This window comes from Labrenzia sp. THAF35 (genome assembly GCF_009363595.1).
Taxonomy (GTDB): Bacteria; Pseudomonadota; Alphaproteobacteria; order Rhizobiales; family Stappiaceae; genus Roseibium; species Roseibium algicola.
Genome location: NZ_CP045381.1, coordinates 350,244 through 362,649 on the forward strand (window position 1 = coordinate 350,244; position 12,406 = coordinate 362,649).

Sequence of the window (12,406 nt, forward strand, 5' to 3'; positions counted from 1 at the left end):
TTTTGATATTGCCAAACATGTTCAGTCCGATCAATAAAAATCTGCATACCTATGCAAAATGAAATTATCATGGTTGAAAATCACTCCCGGAGGACGTGCGCTTGCCGCACCGGAACGACCGGAAGACGACGACAGGAGAGCGGCCGATGACCCTGGCCGAATACAAGAAGCGCCTCGCGGATCTGGGGCTGGCTGTTCCCGAAGCGGATCTGAAAGCGTCCGTTGCACAGGCGCAGCGCCTGGCCGAACAGGCGCGGGCCCTGAAGGATGACCGCGACGATGGATGATGTTCTGGACAGCCCCTTGCGCCGTCAACAGGAGTTGATCGTGACCGGCCAGGTGTCGGCGTGCGAGATCGCGTCGGCTCTGGTTGCCCGCATCGAACGGCGGGACGGTGCCATTCGTTCAGTTGTGCATCTGTCGCCGGATGCTGTTGCCGAGGCGTCTCGCTGGGACAATGTTCTGCCGGACGACCGGCCGCCGTTGGCCGGGCTCTGCTTCGGCGTGAAGGACATCATTGATGTGCATGGCCAGCCGACACGCTGCGGGTCGCATGCCCATCCGCACGCTCCCGGTCAGGCCGGGCACATTGATGCTGCCAGCGTCGCGGCGCTCAGGCAGGCCGGCATGGTGCCGCTGGCCAAGCTCGCAACCTATGAATATGCGCTGACTGGCCCCGCCTTCGACCAGCCCAACCCGCCGGCCTGCAATCCCTGGGACACCAGCGCGATCACCGGCGGCTCCTCGTCGGGCTCCGCCGCGGCCGTTTCGGCCGGGCTTATGCGCGTTGCGCTCGGGACGGACACCGGCGGGTCGATCCGTGCACCTGCGGCCTATTGCGGTGTGGTTGGGTTGAAGCCGACCACGGGCCTGGTTTCAGCATCCGGGTGTTTTCCGTTGTCGCAAAGCCTTGATGTCGTTGGCCCCCTTGCCGCCTGCGTCGAAGACGCTGCCGTCATTCTGGAGGCGCTCGCCCCTGCGAGCCGTGCTGCAGCTGACATCGGACAGGAGCTTACGGGACTTCGCATTGCCTACGCCCGGGACTGGTTCGTTGATGATCCTGCGGCGGATCCCGACCTTGTCCAAGCCATGGACGACACCGCCGCGCTCCTTTCCTTGCTCGGTGCCAGAATAGAGCTGGTGACGCTGCCGCCCTATCAAAGGCTCGAGGACGCGGCCACTGTCATCCTGCAGGCGGAGGCGCTTCAGAACCATTTGGTGGGTCTGCGCAACCGGTTCGATGCCTATGGAAAGGACGCGCGCCGGAACCTTCTGACAGGAGCTGTTCTGGACGCACAGGACGTCGTGCATGCCCGTGGTGTTGCGCATCGTTTCAGGCAGGAGGTTGACGTATTGCTGGCGCAGCACAGCGCACTTCTCCTACCGACCACGCTCGGCACCGCACCGAAGTTCACCGCCTTTGCCGACGGCGCGGTCTGGACGGCAATGCGCACCATGCCGTTCAACATGTCAGGGCATCCGGCGATTTCGCTTCCCTGCGGGTTCGGCGCGAACGGCATGCCGCTCGGCTGCCAGCTTGTCGGCGCTTTCGGCCAGGAAGCGTTGCTTTGCCGGCTCGCCTACCATCTCGAACAATCCAGCAACCATTCGGCCCGGCCCGCGATCGGGGCCGAGCCGGTATCGCTGGATTATCCCTGAAGTCGGTCGAGGCGCAGCTGCGCCGCGCGGCGGTGGCCTTCAAGCCCTTCTGAGGCGGACTGGCGGACTGCCGGCGGCGCGACCTCACGGATGCCGTCCTCGTCCATCCACTGATGGGTTACGGTCTTGATGTATGACCCTACCCAAAGCCCGCCAGTGTAACGTCCGGCGCCCATGGTCGGCAGCGTGTGGTTGGTGCCGCAGCACTTGTCGGAATAGACGACGCTGGCGTTCGGACCGATGAAGAGCGAACCGTAGTGCTTCAGCTTCCTGGCGAAGGTCTTGGCATCCTCGGTGTGCACCTGCAGGTGTTCGGCGGCGACGATGTCCGAATAGGCGATCATTGTCGCCTCGTCCGGGCAGACGGAAATCTCGCCGTAGTCTTTCCAGGCCTGGCCGGCGGTGGCTGCCGTCGACAGGCTCTTCAGCTGAACGTCCACTTCTCTCAGGACCGCTTCCGCAAGGTCCGCGTTTGTCGTGATGAGGCCCACCCGGGTTCTGGTGTCGTGCTCGGCCTGTGCCAGAAGATCGGTGGCGATCATCTCAGCGTCGCCGGTGTGATCGGCGAGTATGAAGATTTCCGATGGACCGGCGAGCTGGTCGATCCCGACAGGGCCGAAAACCTGACGCTTGGCTTCATTGACGAAGGCGTTGCCTGGGCCGACAATCTTGTCGACAGGTGGAACGGACTGCGTGCCGAGCGCCATCGCAGCGATTGCCTGCGCCCCACCGATCCGGAAAATCCGGTCGGCGCCGGAAAGGTGGCAGCCCGCAATCATCGCTTCATGGGCGTTCGGTGGAAGGCAGGCGATGATTTCGCCGACGCCGGCCACCTTCGCCGGGACGATCGACATGATCGGCGCGGACAGGAGCGGATAGCGTCCACCAGGGACGTAGCAACCGACCCGGTCGAGCGGAATGTTGCGGTGCCCGAGGTGAACACCTGGCCGGATCTCGACTTCCAGATCCTGCAGGGTTCCGAACTGGGCCCTGGCGAACATGCGCACGTTGGAGATTGCGAACTCGGTGTCTTCGCGTGTCTGCGGGTCCAGCCTTTCGACTGCTGCCTCACGTTCTTCAGCGGTGACTTCGAACCGGTCGAGCGCCGCCTTGTCGAATTTCTCAGAATAGTCACGGACGGCAGCATCACCTTCTGCGGCAACCCGCTTGAGCACTTCTGCGACCAGTGTTTCGACGCTGGCATTGTCGGCAACCGCATCGCGTGCCGGGGATTTCACAAAACGGATGGTGTCCGGGATGGGTAGTCTCGTCATTTGTCTCTCTCAGGTCCCTGCGGCGCAATAGGCCGGCCACACCACGCAGATCGTGGCCAAAAGCTGAAACATCACAGGAAACATCCGGATCGGGAGCGTGATCGGTGTTTCCCGGCAGCCGGTCCGGTAGAGCGCTGCGAGCGCGTCTCGGTAGTGAGAGTTGGCGCATCGTGACCGGGGAATTCCTCTTGTCGATCGTGGATCGAACAACGGTGCCGATACGCGCCCTCTCCCAACTGCATACGTTTGCAATACTGCCGCCAAGCATCCATTGCAAGCAAATTTGCATACGAATGCATTTCAGGCTGAAAACGCTCGTTGCGAGTTGCGCGTTTTGTGCGCAGGTGACGATGGGAGGGCCATTGGCAGGATATGCGGAGGGCTGTCCGTGTCGCTTTTCTGATCGATGACGTCTGAAACGCAAAACCACGGCCGGTGGCTACAACTTGGCTGTCTCTTCGGTTAGTAATCGCAACCATCAGAATCTGTTCGAAAACCGGACAGAATTCCACAGGGCTTCAGAATGTTTCAGGTTGATGGCGGCCGGATAACCGACCCCGACGCGCTTGTTGCGGCCGACCTCGCTCGGGCCGTCGAGGGGACTGACGGACTTGTGGTCCAGTTCAGCAATCCGGACGCCTGCAAGGTTGCGACTCTTCAGGCATTGAACGAGGCCTGCCGTCTGGCAGGTGGCCGGTTGACCGTCCGGTTTTATCAGCACGACGATGAAGGCTTTGACGCGCGCTGCCTGAATCATTTGCCGGACGTCGCAAACCTGGCTTCTTCCGATTGAAAACATTTTCCTGCGAAGGTCGCATTGGTGAAACGCTGTGCAAATCGCCCCTTTCGAAGGCGTTTCGATCGGTAAATCAAGAAAGAGCGTCACAACCAGTTATTGAGAATTGCCGTAGCGTCCACTCTTCCATAGATTTGTTTCCAGGTCCGAAACCGTCTTTTTTTGGTTGGTTTGTTGCTACTTGAACGCGAAGAGCAATTGCAAATATTGGATGAGGTTCGCCTTTCCATTTCCAGGTCGGGTGGACGGATCGTATTCGTTGCCGGGGAAGCCGGGATAGGAAAGTCGTCTCTGATTGCGGATTTCCTGAGCAGCCTCGGGCCCGAAACCAGGAAGGTCATCGGTCTTTGCGATCCTTTGATCACGCCGCGCCCGCTCGGGCCGATACGAGATATTGCAGCAGGTCTTTCCGGATCGACGCAGATCCGCGATGAGGAAGCCATGCTTTTTGGCGGCCTGGTGGAGCATTTGTCGTCTTTGCGAGAACCGGTGGTATTGGTGATCGAGGACCTGCACTGGGCGGACGATCGCACACTGGACTGGTTGAAGTTCATTGGTCGCAGGATCGCGATGCTGCCGTTGCTGCTGGTTTGCAGTTATCGTGATGACCAGTTGGCGGGTTACCATCCGCTTCGCTCAGCCATGGGCGAAATCGTACCGGCCCGAAAGAAGCAGATAAATCTCGCTCCTTTGTCTCTGGACGCGGTGCAGACGCTTGTTGGGTCAACCCGCCTGGCTCCCGACCGTCTCCTGGACATCACGGGCGGTAATCCCTTCTTCCTGACCGAATTGTTGGCTCAGTCTGCAGACGGCAGCAAGGTTCCCCAGACCATCGGGGATGCTGTCGATGCGCGTCTTGCAGGATTGCCGCAGGACGTCGTGCGGCTACTGGAATATGTGTCTTGCTGGCCCGGTGCAATTCCGTCAGGCATTCTCCTGGCTTTGCCACTGCCCGATGGCTACGGCACCCTGACGCAGGCTATCGAGAAAGGTCTGCTGATTGAAAGCGGCGGAAGGCTCTCCTTTCGTCATGAGATTGCGCGGATTGCCATCTACGATAGGCTCAGTCATCCAAGGCGGGTCGAAGCGCACAGGTGCTTCCTGGATCATCTTTGCAACCGGGAAGACGGAGCGCAGCCTCTCGACATGATCGTGCATCACGCCCGCGGAGCCGAACATGAGCAGCTATTGCTGCGGTATGCACCGCTTGCCGCAGACAATGCGGCAAGTCTCGGAGCCCATCGCGAGGCCGCCCGCTTTCTTGAACATGTCTTGCCGCTGGCGGACAGCCTGGACCTCGAGCAGGCCGCCGAAATCTGCGAACGTTGGGCCTATGAGGCAGGCCTGTCGCTTGGCATCGACGCAGACGTCATTTCCAGCCGCCGCAAGGCGGTGGAGCTCTGGCGCAAGGCCGGAAATGAAAACCGGGTGGGAGAAAACCTGAGATGGTTGTCCCGGCTCCACTGGTACAGGGGAGAAGCCGAGGAAGCCAAGAGGTACATCGAGGAAGCAATCGAAGTCCTGGAAAACAACGCCTCGGCCACCGAATGGGCGAAGGCGAAGGCATACGCCCTTCGCGCCCAGTATCATATGCTTCAAGACGAGATGAGTGAGGCGGTGACGTGGGGGCGTCGGGCCTTGACCTTTGCGCAGGCTGTCGAAGACGTTGAAACCTGCACGCATGCACTTAACACGGTCGGTTCAGCCATGCTGTTCCGAGGGGATCCGGAAGGGGAGACGCTGTTACGTGAGAGCCTGCGGATCTCGCTGGAAAACGGGTTCGATGAGCAGGCAGCGCGGGTTTATACAAATCTCTCCGAATGCCTCATAGAAATGCGTGCCCTCGACCGGGCTGAAGATCTGATCGATGCCGGGATCCGTTTTGACAGTGCTCACGATCTCGACGCCTGGACCTATTACCTGATTGGTCGAAAGGCACAGCTTCGGCTGGAACAGGGACGTTTTGACGAGGCAGTCACGATTGCACGCGGGGTCCTGGGACAGGAAAACCAGACCCTGCTCATGCGGATGCCCGCGCAGATCGTCCTCGCCCGTTCCCTTCTGCGCCTCGGTGATGCGGCCGCCGGAGAGGCTTTGCAGCAGGCACTCGTTTCAGCGGAAAAGATCGGCGAACCCCAGTACCTGACGGTTCTGAAGATCGCGGAAATCGAGCAGTCCGTGCTAGCTGGGACTTCAGAAACCGCAGCGCAGGCCTGGGACTGGCTCTGCAGCCTCGATCCCAGGCTCCTGAGCCCGAGAAAGCTGGGCGAAGCGATGTTCTGGGCCCGGATTGCGGAATTGCCGCTGAAGTCCACTTCCGCCCCTGTTCTTCCGGAGCCTGTTCGCCTGCTTCTCGAAGGGAAGGCCGAAGAAGCCGGATTGGCGTTTCAGATGGAAAGTTCGGATTATCTGGCAGCCTGGTCGTTTGCCGCCACCGGGAAGGCTGAACGGCTTCAGGAGGCCGATGAATTGTTCCGGTCCATGGGGGCGATGGCGGCCCGTCGCTGGTTGCGCTCTCGTGAAGGGGGATCCGGCCTTCCGCCGCTGCAGCGCGGACCTTACAAGAGTTCGCGCAACCATCCTTACGGTCTCACCGCAAAGGAGCAGACAGTGCTCCGACTTCTTGTCGAGGGAAACAGCAATGCGGCAATTGCCGAAACGCTGAGCCGGTCTCGCAGAACCATTGAAAACCATGTTTCATCGATCCTCTCCAAGCTGCAGGCAAAGGACAGGGTGGAGGTCCTTTTGCGTTCACAGAGCGAACCCTGGATCGTTGTGGCGGAAGACGAGACCGACGTGGAAATTGAGTATTCGTCGCACGAAAATTAGGTGCACCCACCCATGATCCGTTTGGCCATCGGCCGTAGTGTTTCCGTGAGCTAACGCGTCTCAGGAAACGGATTTCGTGTCATGTTCAAACCTTTTTTAGTATCCCTTATCGCGATGGGCCTGCCGATTGCCGCCAGTGCTTGTGATCTTCCGGCGGAGAGACCCTCTTTTACCGAAGTTCAGGAAAAACCGGACTTTGATACCGCGACGTTCGCAGCGTTGGTCGCTCAAGCGATTGGGGACCGGTACATGGGGTACGCGGTCACGTTGCGCGGCGAAAACGGTCGCATCATTGCCCAGGTCAACCACGGCTACGCCCGCACTCCTTGCGAGAGTGGTGGCGAGCAGCGCTTCAACGGCCGCACCGAGGCCGCGATTGGCTCTGTCTCGAAAGTTCTGACGGCGGCAACGGTTATTAACCGAGCCGAGACACTCCAAAGCGTTTCGCTAGACGACCGGTTTCAGGATTACCTTCCCAGACGTTGGCAGGGCGAGCTAGACACCTCCCTGCAACCCGTTACGCTTCGGAATCTCCTGCAGCATCGCGCGGGGTTCGCCAAGTCCGGAAAAACAATCTGGGATCATGCGTTCACGTTGCAGGAACGCTATCAGCTTGGTGCTGAAACCTACATCGTCAGAGCGCAGAACATCGCAACAGGCGCGAGTGCCTGCGTGCCTGAACCCGTGACGAAACGTTGTTACGCGAATACGTCCTTTGCGCTCTGGAATGTCAGTGCCGCTTCTCTTGTGCCGGCAAAATGGACGCAGATCGAGGACGGGTTTGCCCCCGGCGAGATAACATATGACAGCTATCTTCAGGTTCATGCGTACAATCGGTACCGGGATATCGTTGAAAAGACCCTGTTCGAGCCGGTTGGTGTGACGGGCGGCTGCAATACGTTCTCCGATCCGGCGCGAGGCGCCCTCTATTACAACGGACCGATGGATGAGGCCGGTACGGATCGCACCGAAGTCGGCAAGCCGTGTGCTATCGGAGGCTGGTTTCTGTCAACGAGAGCCCTCTCGAAGGTCGTTCATCGCATCGTTTCGACGCGCGAAGTCGTCAACGACAATCACGAGCTGATGTTTTCCGCAGATGATGACCGGCTCGTTTTTGCAAGCCGTCCAAGAACCAACGATGGGCGGGCCGTATCCCACAACGGAAGCCGTTGGGGCGGACAGGCGACTGCTGAGGTGGTTGTCTTTCCGAATGGCTTTGTCGCGGCAGCAATCGCGAACTCCCGCCCGGCAAATGAAGGCGTGGGACTGAGGAAGGCGCTGATCGATGGCTACAACGCAGCGCGTGGGCCGTCGTAAGAACTATTAGCTCAACTATGCTTTATATGAATAAGTATAAAAGATCTACATTTGTATAAATTCAAGTATTGAAAAATTCTAGGTAGTATAACTAAATAGATAATTGAACAGGAAAGACAATGAATCTATTCGACTTTCCCAGTGCGATAATTGCCACCATCTCACAAGCGATTTCAAAAGGGATCAAAGATCCTTCCAATCTCGCTGACCTGGTTTTCTACTGGCACCATCCCGAGTTGCGCGGTTCGGGGATCAAAAAAGGCATGAACAACTACGATGAACTGTCAAAGGAATGGCTGAGCTATTATGACCTGTTTGCCAGGGAATATGGTCCCGTCGCCCCGAAATCCGGTGACAATTCCGACAGGACTTCGTGGCGACCTTACGAAAAATCGAACATCGATGGCATTGGTTTCATCAGTTCCGACATCAAGGCCTGGGCGTCACGACCACCGAAACACAAACGTGAGGTAGCGGCTTTTGTCAGTAACAAGATGGATGGTGACCGGGCACGGCTTTTTATCGTCTGGAAAACAAATGATCCGAGGAGCCACTGTAAATTCCACAATGTGTCCGAAAACGGTTCGATCCACTACTGGACCGAACAGCCGCTCGATTACAATACGATCAGGCAAGACCACAAGCTTGAGGTCAATTGGATCACATACCTAGGGAACGACGCCGGCGTTAAGGGTATTGCGTTGATGAATTTCGGCCTGAACGTCATCATTTTCGAAAAAACATTAAAGAACGGCGTGTGCCTCTCGCTGGCGCGCAGTGCTGCGAAAAGGGCTCTGGCTGAAGAAGCCAAACAAACGTACGAGCTTATGCAATCGGTCGTAGGTGGGGCGAGTGGTGCCAAGATGGCAAAACCGAAAAATTTTGGTGACTTGGCCTGGCATTCGTTTGGCGCCCAGGTGAAAAATGTCGTTGAGAACAGGTTTCCTCGATCCGTCTCGCCAAACGTTGGATCCCTCCATGGCATACGTTTCAATGACGAAATCAAGGACGGCAGCGGCAAGGTTATCGGTTGGGTAAACTACTTCGACTAAGGGTCGCTGAATTCAGCTTCGCTGGGCCGGCTGCGTTGGGTGGCGCGCTGGAAACGGTCGTTTGAAATGTCATTTTATCGGCCACTTACCTGTACGGTCAACACAAGTTGCCATTTTGAGATGATCGCGCCGCATTGACTTGTCCCACCGGGCTTGCTAGCTCAAGAACATGAGCAACGTCCTGCACAACACTGCGAACTATTATTATCCGCCAAGTTAGCGGAGGGACTTTGCTGTCTGTTTACCGCTGCATCGCCAGCGGTTGTGACTCGGTATACAGCTCTTGGCCTTGCAGCCAATTCGCCGAGTTAAGCCATGACTGTTTTCCAAGCTGCAATATGTAAACCACATCGCTCTCTCACCCTGGGCCTTATCGGTTACGGGGCGTTCGGGCGATTGATCGCCGAGCATCTTTCTTCTCATGTCGAACTGCTGATCCATGATCCGCGTTATGATGGCAGTGCGGACCTTGCCGAGGTCGCCGCCTGCCGGATCGTGGTGGTCGCAGTTCCGGTGGCTTGCATGGAAGAAACACTGCGTGCAATAGCGCCGCATCTGAGGCCGAATACGCTGGTGCTGGATGTCGGTTCGGTAAAGGTCGAGCCCGCTCGTCTGATGCTGGAGTTGCTGCCACCACATGTCGAAATCCTTGCGACCCATCCGCTTTTCGGACCGCAAAGCGCTCGCAACGGATTGCAGGGACTGAAAATCGCGCTGTGCCCTTTGAAAGGCCGAAGCTACAAACGTGTTGCCGCCTTTCTCAAGGTGGCCCTTGGGCTGGATGTGTTCGAAACAACACCGGATGCACATGATCGCGATGCCGCGCTGTCCCAGGGCCTTACCCACTTGATTGCCAAGGTGCTGGTGAAGATGGGGCCGCTTCCCCGGATGACCACCACCCGAAGCTTCGACCTTCTCAACGAGGCTATCGAAATGGTTCGCCACGATCCGCCGGAGCTTTTCGATGCGATCGAGGGGCTGAACCCCTACGCTTCGGGCGTGCGCCGGCGTTTCTTCGACCTTGCCTCGGAGCTTGATGATGAACTGCGCACGGCGCCGCATTTGCCCGGCCCGGCTGCCCTGTCATGAACCGGGCCCTCTAACGGGCTCCGTTCCGTTCGATAATCAACGCCGCAGTCAGTCAAACCCGCCTGACTGCGGACAAGACCAAGCCGGCTGCGCCTTTTGGAAATAGCGCCGGCTCGTTATTCAGCCTCCGCAAGTTCCGGCCAGCACCCCCCTTGCCGGTTGCTTGTGTCTTTGGCCGATACCCCGAAAGTCACGCGTTAGATGCGTTGATCGGTTCAATGCCTTCTCTTGGCCATTGTCCCCTCGTGGCAATTCCCCTTCGCAAAAAGTCAGGTTCTCGAAGATGAACGTCCACCTCATTCGGTGTGACGGCCGTCATACGTGAAAGTTCCTTGGCCAGCTATCTAAGGTCAGGTCGTCGTTTGATTGGGTAGCCAAGCATCGCGCGGCAAAATTACTGAAATCAACAAAATAAATGTTGCTCTGCGGCGGAAGGAAAAACGCAACGCAGTACGCAAATCATTTGAGCCAAGAGAATACCGAAGATGGAACTTTACAAGTACCGTAATAAACTGCCGCAGATTGGTGACGCCTGCCTGCTCACCGATGGTGGTCTCGAAACAACTCTGATTTTTCATGATGGCATCGACCTGCCACTGTTTGCTTCCTTTCATGCCTTGAAAGAAGCAGAAGGCCGCGCTGCCCTTCGCCGTTACTACGAACGCTACGCCCGTATCGCGAATGCGCAGGGCACGGGCTTCATTCTCGACAGCGCGACCTGGCGCGCCAGTCGTGACTGGGGTGACCGTCTTGGCTATTCGGCCGAAGAATTGAAGCATGCAAACCAGGACGCGGTTGCAATGCTTTTTGAACTGCGTGCCGAGTTCGAAGGTGAACATCCCTTTGTCATCAGCGGCAATATGGGTCCTCGGGGAGATGGCTACGCACCCGAAACCATGATGTCCTCTGCCGAGTCCGAGGACTATCACGCTATTCAGGTCGCCACACTGGATGCGGCAGGGGTCGATATGATCAGCGCGATCACCATGACGCATGCCGGCGAAGCCATGGGCATTGCGCGGGCCTGCGCGAAGCGGGACGTGCCGTTGGCTCTTGCCTTCACCGTTGAGACCGATGGGCACCTGCCGACAGGCCAACTTCTAAAGGACGCAATCGCCGAGCTCGATGCCGACTGCCCGCCCGCCTACTACATGATCAATTGCGCCCACCCGGATCACTTCCGGCATGTCCTGGAAGAAGGAACGGACTGGACCCGGCGAATTCGGGGTCTGCGCGCGAATGCTTCGCGGTTGAGCCACGCCGAGCTGGATGAAGCTGAAGAACTGGACGACGGCAATCCGCAGGAACTTGGCAGGGACTATGCCAACCTCCTGTCGGTTCTGCCGAACCTGCGGGTGTTCGGTGGCTGCTGTGGTACCGACCACCGGCATGTCGACGCAATCGGGCAGACCTGCCTCCACCAGCCCCTCAGGGCGTAAGGAACGGGGAGTATTACAATGACCGTTTCGACTATGGTTGGCAGGATTACCTGTCGCAGGAACGCGATCGGGATTCTGGAACGTTGGCGCAGAGCCAGGAAGAACCGCATCCTGATCCAGACGCTGGAGAGAATGTCGGACCATGAACTGCGCGACATCGGATTGAACCGTGACAGCGTGCGCCATGTGATCCGTAACGGTGACACCCGGGCGCTGCATCACCTGAGGCCCGCTCCAGCTGTCGTGCTGGATGCGGCGAAGGGGGATGGCATGTGCAATGAGGTCAACGCGGGAGAAGTGAAGTGAAAATGTCGGTCCAATCGAAAGGCGAAACACGGAGCGAACAGATCCGTCCGGCCACGAAGGCAGACGCACATGAAATCGCCTCGCTTTTCCTGATGTCCTCAGATGGACTTGCTTCTTACATCTGGTCTCGCGTCGGGGTTCCCGGCGCGGACCTCCTGGAGGTTGGGGCATCGCGGTATTCGCGGGAAAACACGGCGTTTTCCTATCAGAATTGCCACATGGTTGAGATTGGCGGCCAGGTGGTGGCCATGCTGCATGCCTTCAAGATGGAGAGTGACGAGACACCCGAGGCCGATCCAGTCCTCAGGCCCTACTCCGAGTTGGAAGATCCAGGCTCGTTGTATGTTTCCGGCGTGGCTGTCCGTCCGGAATTTCGCCGTCGCGGGTACGCGCGAAAGCTGATGATCCTTGCCGACCGTCTTGCAGCCGCGCAAGGTCTCACGCGAGTTTCACTCATCTGCTTCGACAGGAATGTGCCGGCACTTCGTCTCTATGCGTCACTGGGCTTTCGCGAGATGGATCGTCGCGCCATCGTACCGCATCCAAGCCTGCACTACTCTGACGGCCATGCTCTTTTGCTTGTACGAGAGTGCACTGCCAGGGAGCAGGTGGAGGGTTGATCTTCACCTGTGCCCTGGAAGCCCG

At 58.2% G+C, this 12,406-nt stretch carries 11 protein-coding genes; 10 read left to right on the forward strand and 1 reads right to left on the reverse strand.

Translation table 11 applies throughout. The features are described 5' to 3' along the window. Window positions 1–146: 146 nt before the first annotated feature. Together FIU93_RS31530 and FIU93_RS29945 are read left to right on the forward strand one after the other, a co-directional pair. Complete coding sequence (locus FIU93_RS31530; protein ID WP_168693734.1) at window positions 147–287, forward strand: hypothetical protein; 141 nt, start codon at window positions 147–149, stop codon at window positions 285–287. Further along, window positions 280–1,659, forward strand: coding sequence for an amidase (locus FIU93_RS29945; RefSeq protein ID WP_173017462.1), 1,380 nt, complete (start codon window positions 280–282; stop codon window positions 1,657–1,659). Before FIU93_RS31530 ends, FIU93_RS29945 begins: the two co-directional genes overlap by 8 nt. Here the strand turns inward: FIU93_RS29945 and hisD are convergent. Further along, window positions 1,650–2,933, reverse strand: coding sequence for a histidinol dehydrogenase (hisD, locus tag FIU93_RS29950; RefSeq protein ID WP_023001268.1), 1,284 nt, complete (start codon window positions 2,931–2,933; stop codon window positions 1,650–1,652). The two genes, FIU93_RS29945 and hisD, sit on opposite strands and share 10 nt — an antisense overlap. Before the next feature lie 523 nt (window positions 2,934–3,456). Here hisD and FIU93_RS29955 point away from each other — a divergent pair. The 8 genes from FIU93_RS29955 (at window position 3,457) to FIU93_RS29990 (ending at window position 12,381) form a co-directional block, all read left to right on the forward strand. Then, window positions 3,457–3,726 (forward strand): hypothetical protein, encoded by a 270-nt coding sequence (locus FIU93_RS29955; protein ID WP_152507958.1) that lies wholly within the window; start codon window positions 3,457–3,459, stop codon window positions 3,724–3,726. 201 nt (window positions 3,727–3,927) lie between these two features. Beyond that, on the forward strand, window positions 3,928–6,558 hold the full coding sequence (locus FIU93_RS29960; protein WP_152507959.1) for an AAA family ATPase: 2,631 nt from the start codon (window positions 3,928–3,930) through the stop codon (window positions 6,556–6,558). A gap of 81 nt (window positions 6,559–6,639) precedes the next feature. After that, a complete protein-coding gene (locus tag FIU93_RS29965; protein WP_152507960.1) occupies window positions 6,640–7,875 on the forward strand; it encodes a serine hydrolase in 1,236 nt (411 codons plus the stop codon). A gap of 119 nt (window positions 7,876–7,994) precedes the next feature. Beyond that, window positions 7,995–8,927 (forward strand): hypothetical protein, encoded by a 933-nt coding sequence (locus tag FIU93_RS29970; protein ID WP_152507961.1) that lies wholly within the window; start codon window positions 7,995–7,997, stop codon window positions 8,925–8,927. A 315-nt stretch (window positions 8,928–9,242) separates the two neighbouring features. Continuing rightward, the gene (locus FIU93_RS29975) at window positions 9,243–10,016 is read left to right on the forward strand and encodes a prephenate dehydrogenase (RefSeq protein ID WP_152507962.1); all 774 of its coding nucleotides are present in this window, start codon (window positions 9,243–9,245) and stop codon (window positions 10,014–10,016) included. A 485-nt stretch (window positions 10,017–10,501) separates the two neighbouring features. After that, entirely contained in the window at window positions 10,502–11,455 is a 954-nt protein-coding gene (locus FIU93_RS29980) for a homocysteine S-methyltransferase family protein (RefSeq protein ID WP_152507963.1), read from the forward strand. 18 nt (window positions 11,456–11,473) lie between these two features. Next, entirely contained in the window at window positions 11,474–11,761 is a 288-nt protein-coding gene (locus FIU93_RS29985; RefSeq protein ID WP_077293849.1) for a DUF1127 domain-containing protein, read from the forward strand. A gap of 2 nt (window positions 11,762–11,763) precedes the next feature. Then, window positions 11,764–12,381, forward strand: a complete 618-nt coding sequence (locus tag FIU93_RS29990; protein ID WP_152508009.1) for a GNAT family N-acetyltransferase — start codon at window positions 11,764–11,766, stop codon at window positions 12,379–12,381. Window positions 12,382–12,406: the final 25 nt, after the last annotated feature.

Excerpts from the sequence above, each read along its gene's own strand:
- FIU93_RS29970 (WP_152507961.1), top strand. The coding sequence starts at position 7,995 with ATGAATCTATTCGACTTTCCCAGTGCGATAATTGCCACCATCTCACAA.
- hisD (WP_023001268.1), bottom strand. The coding sequence starts at position 2,933 with ATGACGAGACTACCCATCCCGGACACCATCCGTTTTGTGAAATCCCCG.
- FIU93_RS31530 (WP_168693734.1), top strand. The coding sequence starts at position 147 with ATGACCCTGGCCGAATACAAGAAGCGCCTCGCGGATCTGGGGCTGGCT.
- FIU93_RS29955 (WP_152507958.1), top strand. The coding sequence starts at position 3,457 with ATGTTTCAGGTTGATGGCGGCCGGATAACCGACCCCGACGCGCTTGTT.
- FIU93_RS29975 (WP_152507962.1), top strand. The coding sequence starts at position 9,243 with ATGACTGTTTTCCAAGCTGCAATATGTAAACCACATCGCTCTCTCACC.
- FIU93_RS29945 (WP_173017462.1), top strand. The coding sequence starts at position 280 with ATGGATGATGTTCTGGACAGCCCCTTGCGCCGTCAACAGGAGTTGATC.
- FIU93_RS29980 (WP_152507963.1), top strand. The coding sequence starts at position 10,502 with ATGGAACTTTACAAGTACCGTAATAAACTGCCGCAGATTGGTGACGCC.
- FIU93_RS29985 (WP_077293849.1), top strand. The coding sequence starts at position 11,474 with ATGACCGTTTCGACTATGGTTGGCAGGATTACCTGTCGCAGGAACGCG.
- FIU93_RS29965 (WP_152507960.1), top strand. The coding sequence starts at position 6,640 with ATGTTCAAACCTTTTTTAGTATCCCTTATCGCGATGGGCCTGCCGATT.
- FIU93_RS29990 (WP_152508009.1), top strand. The coding sequence starts at position 11,764 with ATGTCGGTCCAATCGAAAGGCGAAACACGGAGCGAACAGATCCGTCCG.